A 17,604-nucleotide genomic window follows, 5' to 3' on the forward strand; every position below is an offset into this window, starting at 1 on the left:
CGATCAGGTCCGGAATGACGCGATATCAGTCGCCAAGTGCTTGTTGTCCAAGCAGGATCGCGCCAAGCGGCCCCGCCTCTCCGCCCAGCGCGGCAGGAACGATATAGTCGTCGAGCTCGCCGAGCAGCGAGCGGTCGCCATAATCGCCGATGCTCGCATCCAGCATCCGGCGCACCATCGGCAGCAGCCACGGCACGCCGAGCGCCACGCCGCCGCCGAACACGATGCGGCGCGGCACGCCGGTCAGAACGAGGGTGTGGCAGAGTTGGGCGAGCGGATGCGCGATCAACGGCCAGATCGGCGAATCCTCGGCGATTTGGTCGGCGCTGACGCCGGCGCGGGCCTTGATCGCGGGACCCGACGCTAGCCCCTCGACGCAATCGCCGTGAAAGCTGCACATGCCCGGCCAGTCGTCCCCCGCCATGCGGACGGGGCGGATATGGCCGAGTTCCTGATGCGTCAGCCCGACGACCGGCTTGTCGCCGCTGATCAGGCCGATGCCGATCCCGGTGCCGACGGTGACGTACGCGTGGTCGCGCAGGCCCTTCGCCGCACCCCATTGCCCCTCGGCCAGCCCGGCCCCGACCACGTCGCTGTGAAAGCCGACCGGCACGCGGTAGCGGTCGAGCAAGCGCCCGGCGACGTCGGTATTCGCCCAGCCCGGCTTGGTGGTCGAGGTGACGAACCCGAAGCTCGCCGCGCCCGGATCGATCCCGATCGGTCCGAAGCTCGCGATCCCGATCGCCTCGAACCCCTGCCAGCCGTCGAGCACATCCTCGATCGCGGCCATCGTCGTTTCGGGGTCGGTCGTGGGAATCCGCCGCTCTTCGGCGATCGTCGCGCCGTCGTGCGACAGGACACACACGCATTTGGTGCCGCCCAGTTCGACCCCGGCGATCGTCGTCATCGTGCCATCCCCAAAATCCGTTCGGCCTGCGTCAGATGGAGCGCCTCGACCATCTTGCCCTCGACCTGGGTTACGCCGCCGTCGCCACTGGCGAACGCATCGCGCACTTTGGCCGCCCAGGCGATTTCATCGGCGCCGGGGCTGAACGCCGCATTGCAGATATCGATCTGGCGCGGATGGATCAGCGATTTGCCGTCATAGCCCATCGCCGCAGCCGCATCGCATTCCGCGCGCAGCCGATCGTCGTCGTTGAAATCGTTGCAGACGCCGTCGAGCGCGATCATTCCGCGCGACCGCGCGGCGGCCAGCACCATCGCCTGCACCGGCGCCAGCCACGCGCGCTCCGCCCCCGGTCGTGCGCCGAGTTCGAGCGCAAGGTCGTTGACGCCGAGGACGAACCCATGCGCGCCGGTGTCCGCGATATCCTGTAGTCGCCCGAGCGCCTCGCAGGTTTCGATCATCAGCCACAAGGGCTTGTCGCCCAGCGCTGCGCGGTATCGCGCGACGTCGCTGGCGCTACGCACCTTCGGCACGAGTACCGCATCCGCCTCGCTCGACGCGACTGCCGCCACGTCGTCGCCGTCGTCCGCATTGATCCGGATCACGCATTCGCGCGCACCAAATCCTTCACGCGCCGCTGCCACGGCGGCATCCCGCGCGGCGGCCTTCGCATCGGGCGCAACCGCGTCTTCCAGATCGAGGATCACCACGTCCGCCGCCAGCCCGCGCGCCTTCTCCATTGCGCGCGCATTGCTCGCGGGCAGGAACAGCACGCTGCGGCGGGGGCGGAAATCGCTCATCGCTTTTCCTTGCCGCAAGCCGCGCGGCGCGGCAATGCAGGGCCATCAAGGAGACAATGATGGCCGGCATGGGGCATTTCGACTGGGCGGACCCGTTCCTGCTCGAGGATCAGCTGACCGAGGACGAGCGGATGGTGCGCGACACCGCGCGTGCCTATGCGCAGGACAAACTCGCGCCGCGCGTGATTGACGCGTTCGCCAACGAGACCAGCGATCCGGCGATTTTCCGCGAGATGGGGCAGCTCGGGCTGCTTGGCCCGACGATCCCGGAGGAATATGGCGGGGTCGGCGCGAGCTACGTCGCCTACGGCCTGGTCGCGCGGGAGGTCGAGCGGATCGACAGCGGCTATCGCTCGATGATGTCGGTGCAATCGAGCCTCGTGATGTTCCCGATCTACGAATACGGATCCGAGGAGCAGCGCCGCAAATACCTGCCTAAGCTCGCGACCGGTGAATATATCGGCGCGTTCGGACTGACCGAGCCGGACGCCGGCTCCGACCCCGGCAGCATGACGACGCGCGCGACCAAGACCGCGACCGGCTATTCGATTTCGGGCGCGAAGACGTGGATCAGCAACTCTCCGATCGCCGACGTATTCGTGATCTGGGCGAAGTCCGACGCGCATGGCGGCGGCATTCGCGGGTTCGTGCTCGAAAAAGGCATGAAGGGGCTCGAGACGCCGAAGATTGAAGGCAAGCTGAGCTTGCGCGCATCGATCACCGGCATGGTGCTGATGGACGAGGTCGAGGTCGGCGAGGACGCGCTGCTGCCCGAGGTGCAGGGGTTGAAGGGGCCGTTCGGCTGTCTCAACCGCGCGCGCTACGGGATCAGCTGGGGCAGCATGGGCGCGGCGGAGTTCTGCATGCATGCCGCGCGGCAATACGGGCTCGACCGCAAGCAATTCAGCGTGCCGCTCGCCAGCAAGCAACTCTACCAGAAGAAACTCGCCGACATGGAAACCGAGATCGCGCTTGGACTGCAGGCGTCTCTCCGCGTCGGTCGCCTGATGGACGAGGGCAAGTTCGCGCCGGAGATGATCTCGATCATCAAGCGCAACAATGTCGGCAAGGCACTCGATATAGCCCGCGCCGCCCGCGACATGCATGGCGGCAACGGGATTTCGGGCGAGTATCAGGTGATGCGCCACCTGATGAACCTGGAGACCGTCAACACGTACGAAGGCGCCCACGACGTCCACGCTTTGATCCTCGGCCGTGCAATCACCGGGATCGCCGCGTTCTAGATTTCAACCGTCACCCCCGCGAACGCGGGGGCCCATCACCGACGGGATGTTCTTGGCAGGCTGCGGGAGATGGGTTCCCGCTTTCGCGGGAATGACGTGACAAAGAAGGCTCCGCTTGAAGGCTTAAAGGTGCTCGAACTCGCGCGCATCCTCGCGGGGCCGTGGGCGGGCCAGGTACTCGCCGATCTCGGCGCGGAGGTGACCAAGGTCGAAAGTCCGGCAGGCGACGATACACGGACCTGGGGGCCGCCGTTCATCGAGAACCCCGACGGGACCAAGGACGCCGCCTATTACCACGCCTGCAATCGAGGGAAGTCGTCGGTCGTGCTCGACTTCACCACGCCTGAAGGCCAAGCCGCGGTCCGCCGTCTCGCCGCCGACAGCGATGTGCTGATCGAGAATTTTAAGGTCGGCGGCCTCGCCAAATACGGACTCGATTATGCCAGCCTCGCCGGAATCAATCCACGGCTGATCTATTGCTCGATCACCGGCTTCGGTCAGGACGGCCCGTACGCGTCACGCCCCGGCTACGACTTCATCATCCAGGGCATGGGCGGAATCATGGACCTGACCGGCGAGCCCGACGGCGCGCCGCAGAAGATCGGGGTCGCGATGGCCGATATCGCGACGGGGCTCTATTCGGTGATCGGCATCCAAGCGGCACTGATCCAGCGAGAGAGGACCGGGTGCGGCCAGCATATCGACATGAGCTTGCTCGACACGATGACCGGCGTGCTCGCCAATCAGGCGGCCAATTACTTCGCGAGCGGCATCACGCCGCCACGCGTCGGCAACGCGCACATGAACGTGTCGCCCTATGCGGTTTTTCCGACGAGCGACGGCTGGTTCATCCTGGCGGTCGGCAATGACGGTCAGTTCCAGCGGTTCTGCGGCGTCGTCGGGATCGCGCCCGACGAACGCTGGGCGACCAATGCCGGGCGGATCGTCCACCGCGAGCCGCTGTTTGCCGCGATCCGCGACGCGACGTCACGCTTCGAACGCGACGATCTGCTGGCCAAGCTGGAGGCGGTCGGCGTGCCGGTCGGGCCGATCAACACCGTCGAACAGGCGCTCACCGACGCGCAAGTCACTGCGCGCGGCATGGTCGTCCCTGGCGAGCGGCTCGACGGCCTGCGCACCCCGATCCGCTTCTCCGACGCCGACCTCGCGCTCGGCCGGTTCGCCCCACGGCTCGGCGAGCGCCAGCCCCATTAGGCGTCGGCATAGTCCTCGGCGGGACGACGGGCGTACACACCGAACGCCGCGATGATCGCATAGCACGCCGCCGGTAGCAGCAGCGCCAGCGCCAGGCTGCCGGTCGTATCGGCCAGCGCGCCGGTCGCCAGCGGCAGCACTGCGCCGCCGAAGATCGCGACGTTGATGATCCCGGACCCATCGGCCGCCCGCGCACCGAGTTTTTCGCACGCCAGCGTGAAGATCGTCGGGAACATGATCGAGTTCATCAGACCGATCAACAGAAGACTGTAGCCCGACGTCGTGCCGGTCGTGTGGGTCGAAACAGCGATCAGCGCGATCGCACCGATCGCGACGCCCGCCAGCACCTTGCCCGGGCTCATCAGGCGCAGCACCAGCGAACCGATGAAGCGCCCAATCATGGCGCAGCCCCAATAGACGAAGATCAGGCCGCCCGCCGCTTCGGTCGTCAGCCCCATGACGTTCGATTGCTTGAGGTAGTTGACGATCAGCGAGCCGATCGAGACCTCGGCGCCGACATACAGGAAGATGCACAACGCGCCGAACGCGAAGCGCGGCCGCCCGAGCAAATCGAGTCCGGCGAGACCGGTACCGGCCTGATGCGCCTCCCCCTTCAATCGGTTGCGAAACGACCAGACGACCGCCGCGACGATCGCTAGCGCTACCGCGAGGCCGAGATAGCCGTGCACGATCGCCTGACTCTCGGCGGTGCGATAGGAATCGAGCGCCGGTCCGCTCAGGTCCTTCGCCTGAACTTTGGCCAGACTACCGAGTATAAGCGCGGCTCCCGCGATCGGGAAAAGCGTCGTGCCGAGCGAGTTGAACGCTTGGGCAAACGTCAACCGGCTGGAGGCAGTTTTGGGTGGACCGAGCAAGGTGATGAGCGGATTGGCAACGATCTGGACCAGCACGACGCCGGTCGCCAGCACGAACAGCGCGAACAGGAACAATTCGTAGGTCGCCGTGCTCGATGCCGGGATGAACAGCAGACAGCCGACCATCATCGTCAGCAGCCCCGCCGCCGCGCCGCGCATATAGCCTATCTTCTTGACCAGCATCGCGCCGGGAATGCCGATAACCGCATAGGCGGTGAAGAAACAGAACTGCACCAGCATCGCCTGCGTGTAGTTGAGCGTGAACAGCTCTTTCAGCTTCGGAATGATGACGTCGTTCAGGCTGGTGATGCCGCCGAAGATGAAGAACAGCGCAAAGACGAAGACCTGCAAGCCTGGGGCGTTCACACCCTCGTGCGTTGCGCCCACCGTGTCTGGATTGGTCGACGCCGCAACGCCCGGATTGATGGCCATGAACTCGCTCTCCCTGCGACCGGTCTGGAACCGGTTCCGGGCGCCTTGATGGACCAGCTTGGGTTACGCCGCAACCCGTCGCGAGTTGGCAGTTGTGAACGTTATCAATCGAAGCGATAGCCCGAGATGTCCCAGCCCAGCACGTTGCTGGCGTGATCGCGCACCGCGGACCCGTCACCGCCCGCGCCGAGCGCCACCATGAGCGGTAGCAGATGCTCCTCACGCGGGTGGGCAAACTTGGCGTGGGGCAGACTAGCCCAATTGGCGACGCGTTCGGCGCGGCGGGTCGGATCATCGTCTGTAACGGCAGCAGTCAGCGCTTCGTCCCACTGACGCGACCGCTCGACCGCGGCCTCACCGCGGACGCGCAGATTATGGAAGCTCATGCCCGACCCGACGATCAGCACGCCGTCGTCGCGCAACGGCGCCAGTGCGCGACCGATGGCGATATGGTCGGCCGGATCGAGATCGGCGCGGAGCGACATCTGGACGAGCGGAATGTCGGCGTTCGGCACGGCAACCTTCATCGGAATGAAGACGCCATGATCCCAACCGCGCTCATGCTCCTCGCGCGTTTCGAAACCGGCGCGATTCAGTAACGCGGCGGCGCGGCGCGCGAGGTCGGGCGCACCAGACGCGTCCCAGCGCAGGTGATAGGTGTGCTCGGGAAAGCCGTAATAATCGTAGAGCAAGCCGGGGCGCGTGCCCGTGTGCAGCGTGATCGCCGATTCCTCCCAATGGCCCGACACCAACAGGATCGCCTTGGGCCGCTCGGGCAGGCTGGCGATCAGGCCGGCGAGGTAATCCTCCATCGGCTGCCACATTGCGTCGGACGGACCGCCATCGGGGTCTACGAAGAAACAGGGGCCGCCGCCATGCGGCACGAACAGAGTGGGAAGTGTCATGCGCCAGATATCGCCCTGCCCTTCCCCTTCGACAATGTCGCTGGCGGAAACGGCGCGTTTCCGACTATCGGTGCGCGGTGACCAAATTCACCGTGAACAATCAGCCGGTCGAATATCGCGTGGACCCGGCGACACCCTTGCTGTTCGCGTTGCGCGACGCGTCGAACCTGACCGGCACCAAATATGGCTGCGGCACCGGGCATTGCGGCGCGTGCATCGTCGACGTGGACGGCGCGGCCAAGAAAGCGTGCCAAGTCCCGATCGGATCGATCGAGGGCAGCTTCGTCACCACGATCGAGGGGTTGTCGCACGACCGCAGCCACCCGATCCAGGCCGCGTTCCTGGCGGAGAATGTCAGCCAGTGCGGCTTCTGCATCCCCGGCATGGTGATGGCGGCGTCGGTGCTGCTGCGGAACAACCCGCGCCCCAGCGAGGACCAGATCCGCACCGGGATCACCAATATCTGCCGCTGCGGCATCTACCCTCGATTGGTCGAGGCGATCCAACGAGCCGGGCGTATCCAGCGCGGCGAGGACACAGTCGCGAGTCCGCGGCCCGGCGTTGATCCTTCGGACGCCGCGCGCGTTGTCCCCGCATTGACGCCTGCGCCCTAGAATTCTTTCTGTTAGCTGACGGGCCAATTCAGGATCGCGTCAGCGCGACTCGGGCAAAGAGGCGTCATCGTAGGGCCGGCTTGTGCGCCGGCGGATGGAGTTACGTGGATGCGTAAGACTTTTCTTCTCGGGCTGATGGCGGCGGCGGCGATCGTGCCGGCGATGGCGTCGGCACAGGATCGTGATGGCTGGCGTGGTCGTCGTGGCGGCGGCGACTCGAGTGCGAGCCAACCGCAGGGCAACAATGGCGGAAATCGTGGCAACGGTGGCGGCTGGCGTGGCCGTGGCGACGGCGCTTCGACGCCGACCCCCGCTCCCGCCCCGGCGCCCCAGGCGCGTGGCGACGGTGGCAACCGCTTCGGCGGTTGGGCCGGTCGCAACAATGGCGGCAGCAACGGCGGCGGCTTCGTCAATCGCGGCGAGGACCAGAACCGTGCGCGTCCCGACCGCAATCGTTGGAACGGCAATGGCGGCAACAACGACGGCAACCGCTCCGGTGGCTGGGCCGGCCGCAACGGCGGCGGAAACCCCGACGCGAACGACCAGGCACGGGCACAGGCCGAGGCGCGGGCGCGCGCCGATCGCAACCGCTTCGACGGCAACCGCACCAACAACGGCTGGCGCGGCGACCGCAATAACGGCTGGAACGGCAACAATCGCAACTGGAACGGCGACAATCGCTGGCGCGGCAATGACGGCAATCGCGGCGGCAATTGGAACCGCGGCTGGCGCGGCAACAATCAGTATGATTGGCAGCGTTACCGCACGTCGAACCGCAACGCCTTCCGCCTGCCGCGTTACTATGCGCCGTATGGCTGGAGCTACGGCTATCGCCGGTTCTCAATCGGCTTTGTGCTCGATCAGGTTCTGTTCGGCCAGAATTACTGGATCGACGACCCCTACGATTATCGCTTACCGGAGGCGTATGGCGAGTATCGCTGGGTGCGCTACTACAACGACGCGTTGCTGGTCGACATCTACACCGGCGAAGTCGTCGATACCGTCTACGACATCTTTTACTGAGATCGTCGCGTAGAAGCTTGAGCCCGGGAATTCGTTCCCGGGCTCTTGCCTTTCGGGGCCAGCGGCGAAGAGTCCCGGCCATGCTAGGCACGAAGAAGATCACCGCCGGCGGCCCGTCGAAGGACCGCGCCCGTATTGGCCAGACCGTAGCCGCGCGGCTCGACGCCAATCCGCGGATGCAGCCCGCTTTGGTCGGCGCGGCACAAGCTTATTACCATCTCGATTTCCTCAATCCGACGCAGTGCGACACGCTGATCCGGATCATCGACGGCAACCGCCGTCCTTCGACCCTGCTGTCCGATCGGCCCGAGCGCGAGGATTACGGTTTCCGCACCAGCGAGAGCTGCGACATGGATCGCTGGTCGCCGGACGTGCAGCCGATCGACGATTCGATCGCCGACCTGCTCGGCCTGCCTGCGGTCAGCGGCGAGACGATGCAGGGGCAGCGCTACGCCCCCGGCCAGCAATTCCGCGCGCACCACGATTTCTTCCACGAAAACCAGAAATACTGGCCGGAGATGAGGCGCAGCGGCGGGCAGCGGACCTGGACCGCGATGATTTATCTGAACGACGTGGAGGAAGGCGGCGCGACCTGGTTCCCCGAAGCCGGCCTGCGCGTCGCGCCGCGACGCGGCCTTCTGCTCGCGTGGAACAACATGAGCGCCGACGGTAGCCCCAACACGCTGACGCTGCACGAGGGCATGCCGGTGGTGCAGGGCGTCAAGTACATCATCACCAAGTGGTTCCGCGAAGGCACCTGGCTGCGATAGATAGCGGGCCGTGACCGACACGATCCTCAACATCACGCGGTCGATCCTGGGCCAGCCGTGGCGCTGGCGCGCGCTCGCCGCCGACGCGCGCGATCCGGGGTTCCAGCCGGACGATCTGGTGACGCAATTGCTGCTGTCGCGCGGGGTGTCGCGCGACGATCTCGACGCCAATCGATCGCCGAGCATCCGCGGCTTCATGCCCGACCCCTCGATCTTCAACGACATGGACAAGGCGGCGGCCAGGCTGGCCGATGCGGTCCAGGCGGGCGAGGCCGTTACCGTGTTCGGCGATTATGACGTCGACGGCGCGACGTCGGCGGCGCTGATGATCCGGTTGCTGCGCGGGCTCGGGCTCGATCCGCAGGCATACATCCCCGACCGGTTGATGGAAGGATACGGACCCTCGGGCGAAGCACTGGTGCGGATCGCGGCGGGCGGCGCGTCGCTTATCGTCACGGTCGATTGCGGCGCGCAGGCTTTCGAGGCGCTCGATATGGCGCGCGATGCCGGGGTCGATGTGATCGTGGTCGATCACCACCAGTGTGCGACCGCCCTGCCCCACGCGCTGGCGCTGGTGAACCCCAACCGCCTCGACGAGCGTGACGGCAAGCAGCACGGGCATTTGGCGGCGGTCGGCGTCGCGTTTCTGCTCGGTGCGGCGTTGCTGCGCGAGTTGCGCCGCCGTGATTTCTTCGCCGATCGCGCCGAGCCCAAGCTGCTCGACGTGCTCGACCTCGTCGCGCTCGGCACCGTCGCCGACGTCGCGCAGTTGAAGGGCCTCAACCGCGCGTTCGTCGCGCAAGGCCTCAAGGTCATGGCGCAGCGCCGCAATATCGGCCTCACCGCGCTGGCCGAAGCCGCCCGGCTAACGCGCGCGCCGACCTGTAGCGACCTCGGCTTCGCGCTCGGTCCACGGATCAACGCTGGCGGGCGCGTCGGGCGCGCCGATCTGGGCGTGCGGCTGCTCACCACCGACGACCCGGTCGAGGCGCGTACCATCGCCACCGAACTCGACCGACTCAACGAAGAACGCCGCGCGATCGAAGCGCTGGTGCAGCAAGAGGCGGAGAACCAGCCGCACGGCGCGACCGTCACCGTCGTTTCCGGCAAGGGCTGGCACCCCGGCGTGATCGGCATCGTCGCGGGGCGGCTCAAGGAACGGCTGGGCGTGCCGGTCATCGTCATCGCGATCGACGACGCCGGGATCGGCAAGGGATCGGGTCGGTCGATCCCCGGCGTCGATCTGGGCAACGCCGTGCTGGCGGCGAAGGAAGCCGGCTTGCTCGTCGCGGGTGGCGGACACGCCATGGCGGCGGGGCTGACCATCGCCGAGGACAAGCTCGCCGCGTTCGCGGCCTTCCTAGAAGACCGTCTCGCCGCAGCCGTCGCGCGCAGCAACGCCGACCGTGCACTGCTGGTCGATGCCCTGCTCGCGCCCGGCGGCGTGACGCCGATGCTGTGCGAGACGATCGACGGCGGCGGCCCCTATGGCATGGGCTGGCCGGCCCCGCGCGTGGTCGCCGGCCCGTTCCGCGCGATCAAAGTCGATGTCGTGGGCAACGGTCACGTTCGCGCGATCATGGCGGGCGACGACGGCCGCAGCCTGAAGGCGATGGCGTTCCGCAGTGCGGATACCGCGCTCGGCCAGGCGCTGCTGCAGGCCCCAGCGCACCGCAAATTATGGCTCGCGGGCCGCCCGAAGGTCGATGATTGGGCGTCGCGCCCGGCCGCCGAACTCCACCTCGATGACGCCGCCTGGGCCGACTAGTAACGTAATCGAAGTTAACGCGGTTTAGGGCGGGTTTACTACAGATCGCATTTCGCTAAGGCCTTCGCCGGCGAATACGTGGCGTTTGTCGGCTTAAAACTGGGGCACATCATGGAACAGAGTCGTGCGGCAATCCTCGAGACCATCCAGGGGATCGTGGAAAGCGTCCTGGGGGTCCCCGGCGTAGCAATGACCGAGGATACGACCGCGCAGGATGTCGACGGCTGGGACTCGCTGACCCATGTCCAGATCATCGTCGCGATCGAACAGCATTATAACATCCGCTTCAGCTTCTCCGAGGTGGCTCAGCTCGAAAATGCCGGGTCGCTGATCGACGCCGTGCTGCGCCACACCGGCGGCTGACGATCGCGGGGGCGGGGAAATGTCGAACTCTGCAGAAGGCGCCCTGGTCGGGCAAAAGAGCCTTGGCGCGGCGCTGATCGCATCGGCGCGCCGACATGCGGACGCACAAGCATTGTGGTGCAAGGGCAAGACTCTGACCTATGCCGAGCTGTTCGGCCAAGCCGCCGCGATGGCGACGCTGATCGCGGATGCCGTCGATCTTGTGCCTGGCGACCGCGTTGCGATCCTGGCCGACCGTACCGAGACGGCTTATGCCGGCATTCTCGCGACGTTGCTGGCGAGCGCTGGCTACGTCCCGCTCAACCCGCGTTTCCCGCTGCTCCGCAATCGCGAAATCCTGGGTGACTCGGGCGCGCGCGTGATCATCTGCGACGAAAGCCATCGCAGTCAGCTCAAGGAACTGATCGAGGGCGTCGATACGCCCGAATTGATCATCCTTCCCGAAAGCGCCGAGGCTGCAGGCGACCTGGATCTGCCGCAACGCGTCAAGGGCGATCTCACCGCATTCGCGCTCGACGCCGAATTCACCGCCGAGCGCCGCGATGGCGATCTCGCCTATCTGTTCTTCACCTCCGGCAGCACGGGCAAGCCGAAGGGCGTTCCGATCACCAACGCCAACGTGTTCGCGTATCTCAGCGGTATCCAGTCGTTCTGCCGCTTCGGCCCGGACGACCGGGTGATGCAGATCGTCGATCTGTCGTTCGACCTGTCGGTCCACGACATGTTCCTGACCTGGCTCGCGGGTGCATGCCTGTATTCGGTACCGGAGAATTCGGTGCTGCTATCGACCCGGATCGTGCAGGAGTTCGGGATCACGGGCTGGCTGTCTGTTCCATCGACCGCGGCGTGGCTGAAGCAGGCCGGGCAGCTGACGCCGAACGCTTTGCCCTCGCTGCGCTATTCGTTCTTCTGCGGCGAGGCGTTGGTCGGCGCGGTCGCGGAGAGTTGGGCCGTCGCCGCACCCAATTCGGTGATCTACAACATCTACGGCCCGACCGAAGCCACCGTGGCGTTCAGCTGGTTCCACTATCATACCGGCCAGGAGGTCCCGCCCGCGGTGGTATCGCTGGGCGAGCCGCTGCCCGACCAGCATATCGGCCTGTTCACCGACGGCGTGCGCGTCACCCACGAGCAAGGCGAAATTTGTCTGTCGGGCTCGCAGGTAACCCAAGGATATTGGAACGCCCCGCATCTGACCGCCGAGCGGTTCTTCGAAGCTGAGGGCCGGCGCTGGTATCGTACCGGCGACCTCGGCCGCTATAATCCGGCCGACGGCTATCACTATGCCGGCCGTGCCGACCATCAGGTGAAAATCCGCGGCTACCGCGTCGAACTGCAGGAAATCGAGCACGCGGTGCGCACGATTTCGGGCAGCGATCTGGTCGCAGTACTGCCCTGGACGCCGGAAGAAGGCGGGATGACGATGGGCTGCGTCGCGTTCGCGCTCCGCGCCACGGCAGCGGAAAGCGACATCATCGCGCGAACCAAGGAACAGCTGCCCGAATATATGGTGCCGGAACGCGTGTTCATCGTCGACGACATTCCGTTCAACGTGAACGGCAAGGTCGACTATCAGGCGTTGAAACGCCACCCGCTGATGGCGGAAATCGGCTGACATCGCCGTCATGACCGCGCGATCGATGGTACCCGTGCAAACCCTGACGCCCGAGCAGCAGTTGCAGGCGGCAGCGCTCGTTCGCCAGGCGGTGCCGCCTTATTATCAGAGCCTGTCCGACGCGGCGGCCGATCGACTGATCGCGAACGAGTTCGGCGCACCGGGAACCGAGCTGGAGCATTGCCGCGCGATCGTCGACGGCGATCGGGTCGCGGCGATCCTGTGCACCTATCCGATGGGCGAGCTTGCCGAGCGGCAGTATAACAGCTTCCAGCTCGTCGGCCGCACGCTGGAGCGCGAGCAGTTTGCGGGTTTCGCGATGAACTTGCGCCAGTTGCGCGGTGGGTTTCCGGAGATCGCCGGCGACGGCACTTACCTCGCCTTCATCACGATCGCCGAAGCCGCGCGCGGCTCCGGTCTCGCCGAAACCGTGTTGCAGGAAGCGATCGCCGAAGCGGGTACCGATCCGCTGTCCCTGACCGTGCGGATCGACAACGGCCGCGCGCGGTCTTTCTACGATAAGCACGGCTTCGAAGAGGTCGCGGCGGGCGGCAGCTACGCGTTCCTGCGCCGAACCGCGGGTGGAACGCGTTAGTGTTCAACCAGAACGAAATCGCCATCAACAGCGTCATGTTCTGGGCGGTCGCCTTCGCGGCGATCGCTCTGCTCAACATGGCATCGGGCGTGCGGGCGAAGTCCTATCTCTTCGCCGGGGTCAATCTCGCGTTCCTCTTCCTGCTGCTCGGGAAGAGCGTGGTCTTCGTGCCGCTGTTCGTCGGCGCGGTGTTCGTCGTCCTGCAATCGTTTTCAATCAAATCGGCCAAGCTCGCGACGCTGACGATATCGTCGACCATCCTGTTTTTCATGTTCATGGTGAACAAGTTACAGGCCAGCGTCGCCTCGTTCACTGCGGTCGGATCGATCCTGGCCATCGTCGGCTTTTCGTTCATCACGCTGCGCTGCGTCGAGGTCATCCGGGGCGTCTTTTCGGGCCAGCACGCCGCGCCGTCGCTGGTGATGCTGACCAACTATCTGGTCCCGTTCCACATGCTCGCCGCCGGCCCGATCGCCGCCTATGACGATTTCGCGCGCAAGCCGTTCGACGACGCGCGGCTCACCAACGAAGACGTCATGCAGGCGGTCGAGGTGATCGCGCGCGGTTTGTTCAACAAATTCGTGCTCTGCTATTTCATCGACAAGATCTTCCTGAGCGGGTTCAGGTCGGACGGCGCGGCATTCGTGCTCGAAACGCTGATGTTCACCCTGTGGTCGTATCTGGATTTCAGTTCGTACAGCAACATCGCGCTCGGCATCGGCAAGCTCGCGGGCGTCACCACGCCGGTTAACTTCCGCAACCCGCTGATCTCTCGCAATGTTATCGATTTCTGGGATCGCTGGCACATTTCGCTGTCGCACTTCGTCAAGCGCAACGTGTTCATGCCGATCCAGATCGCGCTGATGCGCAGCAGGATGCGGCCGCGCCCGTTGCTGTATGCATCGTTCGCGACGACCGTGTCGTTCCTGCTGGTCGGGCTGTGGCACGGCATCGCGCTGAAATGGCTGACCTGGGGCGCGCTGCACGCGCTGGGGCTGGTCGGCGTTCGGGTGTATACCCACTTCCTGCAAAAGGCGCTGACGCCGCAACAGATGGTGGCGTATCGCAAGAACATGGCGATCCGTGTGGTCGCGACGGTCGTGACGTACGTCTATGTCGCGTTCGCCTTCCTCGCCGTCGCGCTGATAGGACGATAGCCGATGATCAAGACCACGCTTCGCCTCGTCCGCAGCATGCCGGTCCGCACGGCGATCGTCGCGTTCCAGCTGATCTGCGTCTATGCGCTGTCCATGAAGGACGCCGCCTTCTTCTATCAGCAGTTCTGACATGGTCGCCGGCATCCTCTCCCGCTTCCGGCCGTTCCTGCTGATCGGCGCCGCGATCGTCATTTGGGTCGTCGTATTCAACTTCGGTCTGCTTGCGCTCGACCGGTCGTCGGCGCTGGCGTGGTTGCCCGATCGATCGGCGGGGATCGGCTATATCCTGGAAAGCCGTGATCGCGTGTCAGGTGCGGTCACCGCCTATCGCGACGGCAACGTCGCGGCCGATCGCCCGCTGGCCGCGGTCATCGGCATTTCTGATGTGCGCGAAGGCGTGCGGCTGGAAGTCCTGTCGAAAGACATGGGCGAACGCTGGCGCTTCCTGGGCGTCGCGGGCGCCGGTGCAGGCATGCCCGCCGTGGCCGAACAAGCAGCGATCCTGACCGACAGCGACTTGCGGCCCGACGTCGCGATCATCGGGTTCACCCCACTCGACTTCATCGACGTTAGCAAATTGCGCCAGGGCGACGCCGCGGTCGCCGAAACGCAATCGGTCAAGGATCGCGTCCGCGACACGGTGCGTGACGGCGCCTGGATCGTGCGACGCCGGGCCGACATCAGCGGCTGGTTCGATACCACCCTGCTCGGCGTCCACGGGCAACTGCAAAAGGCGCTGGGCGGCGCCGATGCGAAGGCGCCGGCCGACAATCCGTGGCGTCCGCTGATGCGAACGCTGGGCGTGGAACATTATCCCGCGGATTTCCTGCGCAAGTCGCTGAACCGCCTGCGACTGTCGGGTGGCGACAAGATCGAAACCTACAGCCAGAGCGGCGCGGCGAAGGTCGCCGGCGACTTGATCCGCCGCCTGCAGGCGCGGGGAACGCGCGTCGTCCTGGTCGAAATGCCGCTGCACCCCTGGCTCCGTGACACGTTGCCGGCGGGGGTCAGCGACCTGATCGCCGCACGGCTGAGGCAGGAAAGCGGCAGCCCCAACCTGACGATCCTGAACTATTCGGATCGCGTATCAGCGGACGGCTTCATCGATCTCGTCCATTTAAACACGCCGGGTGGCAAGGACCTTAGCGGCCTGATGGCCGCCGATCTCGATCGCCTGAACATCAGCACCTTCAATCCGCGACCGATCGCGACGAAATAGCGCCGTCGATTCGCTTGACCCCGCGCCCGGCTTTCCCTAACCGGCAATCCGCACTCAGGACGGCCCCTTCGTCTAGTGGTTAGGACGCGGCCCTTTCACGGCTGAAACACGGGTTCGAGCCCCGTAGGGGTCACCAGTCAGGCGCAACTGCCTGAAAGTGCCGGATTTACGCCTCTTTCACCCGCTGTGTGTACAGAATATGGGTACAGAGAGACGTGAAGAGATTCAGCATGGCGACCCCGTTCGCGGACCCCAGGACCGGTCAGCTCTACTTCCGCCGCGCGGTGCCGGAGGCGCTGCGCGCGGCGTTCGGCGGGCGCCTCCAGGTCAAGGTGACGCTCGGCACCAAGGACCCTGCGGTCGCGAAAGTCGCGTTCGCGCGCGAGAATGCGAGCTTCGAGGAGAAGTTGGCCGACGCCCGGCGCCAGATGGCGGAGGGCACGCTGGTCCCCACCCCCGCCGCGCTGGTGCGAAGGTGGTGCGAGGGTCCCGCCGGCGACACCGGGCTGACCGGCGCGCAGCGGCTGGTCATGACCTTCATGGAACTCGACGCCGCGGCCGGCGGGCGCATGTCGGCGAGCGCCGACGACGTCTTCCCGCCGGCCCTGCTGGGGCCGGCCGCCAATACCGACTGGTCGGCCGTGCTCGCCGATCGCGAGCGATTCGAGGCGATCCTCGCGACCAGCTACGAAGGTGACGCCGAGCGCGCGGGCTCGAACTGGATTCGGTTGCGCTGGCACGACGCGCCGTCGAGATGGCGCCACTGCCTCGACGGCCCCGTCGCGCGGCTGCGCGCGTTTCACGACGGCGCCGAACGATTCTCCAACGACGAGCTCACTTCCGCCCTGCTCGAGATTGTCGATACGCATCGCTCAGGCGACGAGGACGTCAACCGCGCCCGTCTCGCCCCGCGGCGCCCATCGACCATCCGCCCGCGGCTGCGGGCCAACCTGCGCCTCAAGCAGCTGTTCGCCGAATGGAAGGACGGCCGCGATCCCCGGCCGCAGACCGCGATCGAGTTCGAGGCAGCGGTGGATGACTTCATCGACTATGCGGGCGACCTGCCCGTCGCGATGATCGATGCCGACCTGCTCTACGATTATCGCGACGAGGCGGCGAAGCTTCCGGCCACGATGCCGCGCGCCGACCGCCTGCTGCCGTTCCGGGCACGGGTGGCCAAGCACGGCGGCGCCAAGCCCAAATGCTCGCCGTCGACGCTCAAGAAGCGGGTCGGCGCGCTCCAAGCGCTTCTCACCTACGCCGCCGACCAGCGCTGGATCGCGGCCAATGCCGGCGTGCGCATCAAGATCGAGGGGTATTCGAAGAGCAATCGCAAGCGGCGCTCGTTCGAGGACCATGAACTCACTACGCTGTTCGCCGCACCCCTGTTCACCCACCACGCGAGCTGGAACTCGCGTTCACGGATCAGCGATGTCACGATTTTCTGGCTGTTTCTGCTGGCAGCCACCACCGGCGCTCGGCTCGAGGAGGTCGGACAGGTCGCGCTGGCGGACGTCAAGCGCGACGGCAGGATCATCTACCTCGACATCGATAGGTACTCGCTTGAAGGCGATGCCGAGGATGAGGACGACGCCTTCGCCGCCAAGAGCGTGAAGAACGAGGATTCGATCCGGCTGATCCCGGTACACGCCAAGCTGATCGAGCTGGGGTTCGAGACGTATCTCGACGCGCTCAGGGCCGCCGGCCACAGCCAGCTGTTCCCGGACCTCAAGGAGAACAAGGTCGGCAAGCGGACCAAGGAGGCCAGTCAGCGGATCAACCGCATCATCGACCGACATGTCGCGCGTGACCGCCGGCTGGTGTTCTATTCGCTCCGCCACACGTTCAAGGCCAAGGGCAACGACGCCGGCATCACCGACCGCACGCTCGACCAGATCTGCGGCCACGCGCCGCTCACCACCGGCGGCCGCTATGGTCTCGCCCCGCGCATCCGCACGCTCCACCGCGAGCTGCACCGGATCGACTATTCCTGCATCGACTGGAGCGCGATGGCTGCAGGCATGAGCAGCGTGGATTGGACTGCGATGTTGAAGGGCGGCGCTTAAGTCCCATCACGCCGTGTGATCAGACTCCGCTATGGG

Annotated in this window: 17 protein-coding genes and 1 tRNA gene; 14 read left to right on the plus strand and 4 right to left on the minus strand. The window is 65.8% G+C overall.

The genetic code is table 11. The features are described 5' to 3' along the window. Positions 1-25: 25 nt before the first annotated feature. Together FPZ24_RS11705 and FPZ24_RS11710 are read right to left on the minus strand one after the other, a co-directional pair. Entirely contained in the window at positions 26-907 is an 882-nt protein-coding gene (locus FPZ24_RS11705) for an ROK family protein (RefSeq protein ID WP_146572183.1), read from the minus strand. Next, the gene (locus FPZ24_RS11710) at positions 904-1,707 is read right to left on the minus strand and encodes an HpcH/HpaI aldolase/citrate lyase family protein (protein WP_146572185.1); all 804 of its coding nucleotides are present in this window, start codon (positions 1,705-1,707) and stop codon (positions 904-906) included. Before FPZ24_RS11710 ends, FPZ24_RS11705 begins: the two co-directional genes overlap by 4 nt. A 59-nt stretch (positions 1,708-1,766) precedes the next feature. Here FPZ24_RS11710 and FPZ24_RS11715 point away from each other — a divergent pair, with 59 nt between their 5' ends. Both FPZ24_RS11715 and FPZ24_RS11720 read left to right on the plus strand, forming a co-directional pair. Then, complete coding sequence (locus tag FPZ24_RS11715) at positions 1,767-2,951, plus strand: acyl-CoA dehydrogenase (RefSeq protein ID WP_146572188.1); 1,185 nt, start codon at positions 1,767-1,769, stop codon at positions 2,949-2,951. A gap of 96 nt (positions 2,952-3,047) precedes the next feature. Continuing rightward, a complete protein-coding gene (locus FPZ24_RS11720) occupies positions 3,048-4,166 on the plus strand; it encodes a CaiB/BaiF CoA transferase family protein (RefSeq protein ID WP_240047442.1) in 1,119 nt (372 codons plus the stop codon). On the opposite strand, the gene FPZ24_RS11725 is transcribed toward FPZ24_RS11720, so the two are convergent. Further along, positions 4,163-5,473, minus strand: coding sequence for a sugar MFS transporter (locus tag FPZ24_RS11725; protein WP_146572192.1), 1,311 nt, complete (start codon positions 5,471-5,473; stop codon positions 4,163-4,165). The two genes, FPZ24_RS11720 and FPZ24_RS11725, sit on opposite strands and share 4 nt — an antisense overlap. 104 nt (positions 5,474-5,577) lie before the next feature. Continuing rightward, positions 5,578-6,378 carry a DODA-type extradiol aromatic ring-opening family dioxygenase gene (locus tag FPZ24_RS11730; protein WP_146572195.1) on the minus strand — a complete coding sequence of 267 codons (801 nt, stop codon included), beginning with the start codon at positions 6,376-6,378 and terminating at the stop codon, positions 5,578-5,580. A 77-nt stretch (positions 6,379-6,455) separates the two neighbouring features. Between FPZ24_RS11730 and FPZ24_RS11735 the strand changes: the two genes are divergently transcribed. The 12 genes from FPZ24_RS11735 to FPZ24_RS11785 all read left to right on the plus strand — a co-directional run bounded on the left by FPZ24_RS11735 (position 6,456) and on the right by FPZ24_RS11785 (position 17,568). Beyond that, on the plus strand, positions 6,456-6,992 hold the full coding sequence (locus tag FPZ24_RS11735; RefSeq protein ID WP_146572197.1) for a (2Fe-2S)-binding protein: 537 nt from the start codon (positions 6,456-6,458) through the stop codon (positions 6,990-6,992). A gap of 108 nt (positions 6,993-7,100) precedes the next feature. Beyond that, positions 7,101-8,015, plus strand: a complete 915-nt coding sequence (locus FPZ24_RS11740; RefSeq protein WP_146572200.1) for an RcnB family protein — start codon at positions 7,101-7,103, stop codon at positions 8,013-8,015. Positions 8,016-8,095: 80 nt separating this feature from the next. Further along, complete coding sequence (locus FPZ24_RS11745; RefSeq protein ID WP_146572202.1) at positions 8,096-8,785, plus strand: prolyl hydroxylase family protein; 690 nt, start codon at positions 8,096-8,098, stop codon at positions 8,783-8,785. A 10-nt stretch (positions 8,786-8,795) separates the two neighbouring features. After that, positions 8,796-10,553 (plus strand): single-stranded-DNA-specific exonuclease RecJ, encoded by a 1,758-nt coding sequence (gene recJ, locus FPZ24_RS11750; RefSeq protein WP_146572204.1) that lies wholly within the window; start codon positions 8,796-8,798, stop codon positions 10,551-10,553. A 111-nt stretch (positions 10,554-10,664) separates the two neighbouring features. Then, the gene (locus FPZ24_RS11755; RefSeq protein ID WP_146572207.1) at positions 10,665-10,916 is read left to right on the plus strand and encodes an acyl carrier protein; all 252 of its coding nucleotides are present in this window, start codon (positions 10,665-10,667) and stop codon (positions 10,914-10,916) included. A gap of 19 nt (positions 10,917-10,935) precedes the next feature. Then, positions 10,936-12,531 carry an amino acid adenylation domain-containing protein gene (locus FPZ24_RS11760; RefSeq protein ID WP_146572209.1) on the plus strand — a complete coding sequence of 532 codons (1,596 nt, stop codon included), beginning with the start codon at positions 10,936-10,938 and terminating at the stop codon, positions 12,529-12,531. A 10-nt stretch (positions 12,532-12,541) separates the two neighbouring features. Next, the gene (locus FPZ24_RS17330) at positions 12,542-13,126 is read left to right on the plus strand and encodes a GNAT family N-acetyltransferase (RefSeq protein ID WP_205012833.1); all 585 of its coding nucleotides are present in this window, start codon (positions 12,542-12,544) and stop codon (positions 13,124-13,126) included. Next, positions 13,126-14,283 carry an MBOAT family O-acyltransferase gene (locus FPZ24_RS11770; protein WP_146572211.1) on the plus strand — a complete coding sequence of 386 codons (1,158 nt, stop codon included), beginning with the start codon at positions 13,126-13,128 and terminating at the stop codon, positions 14,281-14,283. Before FPZ24_RS17330 ends, FPZ24_RS11770 begins: the two co-directional genes overlap by 1 nt. 3 nt (positions 14,284-14,286) lie before the next feature. Beyond that, the gene (locus tag FPZ24_RS17785) at positions 14,287-14,412 is read left to right on the plus strand and encodes a hypothetical protein (RefSeq protein ID WP_275669346.1); all 126 of its coding nucleotides are present in this window, start codon (positions 14,287-14,289) and stop codon (positions 14,410-14,412) included. A gap of 1 nt (position 14,413) precedes the next feature. Further along, positions 14,414-15,502 (plus strand): hypothetical protein, encoded by a 1,089-nt coding sequence (locus tag FPZ24_RS11775; protein WP_146572214.1) that lies wholly within the window; start codon positions 14,414-14,416, stop codon positions 15,500-15,502. 61 nt (positions 15,503-15,563) lie between these two features. Continuing rightward, a tRNA-Glu gene (locus FPZ24_RS11780) sits at positions 15,564-15,638 on the plus strand. A 94-nt stretch (positions 15,639-15,732) separates the two neighbouring features. Continuing rightward, entirely contained in the window at positions 15,733-17,568 is a 1,836-nt protein-coding gene (locus FPZ24_RS11785; protein ID WP_146572216.1) for a site-specific integrase, read from the plus strand. Positions 17,569-17,604: the final 36 nt, after the last annotated feature.

The sequence above is a fragment of the Sphingomonas panacisoli genome, assembly GCF_007859635.1.
GTDB lineage: Bacteria > Pseudomonadota > Alphaproteobacteria > Sphingomonadales > Sphingomonadaceae > Sphingomonas > Sphingomonas panacisoli.

What these genes read in the sequence shown, in the direction of transcription:
- FPZ24_RS11705 (WP_146572183.1), bottom strand. Translation starts at nt 907, where the DNA reads ATGACGACGATCGCCGGGGTCGAACTGGGCGGCACCAAATGCGTGTGT.
- FPZ24_RS11710 (WP_146572185.1), bottom strand. Translation starts at nt 1,707, where the DNA reads ATGAGCGATTTCCGCCCCCGCCGCAGCGTGCTGTTCCTGCCCGCGAGC.
- FPZ24_RS11715 (WP_146572188.1), top strand. Translation starts at nt 1,767, where the DNA reads ATGGCCGGCATGGGGCATTTCGACTGGGCGGACCCGTTCCTGCTCGAG.
- FPZ24_RS11725 (WP_146572192.1), bottom strand. Translation starts at nt 5,473, where the DNA reads ATGGCCATCAATCCGGGCGTTGCGGCGTCGACCAATCCAGACACGGTG.
- FPZ24_RS11730 (WP_146572195.1), bottom strand. Translation starts at nt 6,378, where the DNA reads ATGACACTTCCCACTCTGTTCGTGCCGCATGGCGGCGGCCCCTGTTTC.
- FPZ24_RS11740 (WP_146572200.1), top strand. Translation starts at nt 7,101, where the DNA reads ATGCGTAAGACTTTTCTTCTCGGGCTGATGGCGGCGGCGGCGATCGTG.
- FPZ24_RS11745 (WP_146572202.1), top strand. Translation starts at nt 8,096, where the DNA reads ATGCTAGGCACGAAGAAGATCACCGCCGGCGGCCCGTCGAAGGACCGC.
- FPZ24_RS11755 (WP_146572207.1), top strand. Translation starts at nt 10,665, where the DNA reads ATGGAACAGAGTCGTGCGGCAATCCTCGAGACCATCCAGGGGATCGTG.
- FPZ24_RS11760 (WP_146572209.1), top strand. Translation starts at nt 10,936, where the DNA reads ATGTCGAACTCTGCAGAAGGCGCCCTGGTCGGGCAAAAGAGCCTTGGC.
- FPZ24_RS17330 (WP_205012833.1), top strand. Translation starts at nt 12,542, where the DNA reads ATGACCGCGCGATCGATGGTACCCGTGCAAACCCTGACGCCCGAGCAG.
- FPZ24_RS17785 (WP_275669346.1), top strand. Translation starts at nt 14,287, where the DNA reads ATGATCAAGACCACGCTTCGCCTCGTCCGCAGCATGCCGGTCCGCACG.
- FPZ24_RS11775 (WP_146572214.1), top strand. Translation starts at nt 14,414, where the DNA reads ATGGTCGCCGGCATCCTCTCCCGCTTCCGGCCGTTCCTGCTGATCGGC.
- FPZ24_RS11785 (WP_146572216.1), top strand. Translation starts at nt 15,733, where the DNA reads ATGGCGACCCCGTTCGCGGACCCCAGGACCGGTCAGCTCTACTTCCGC.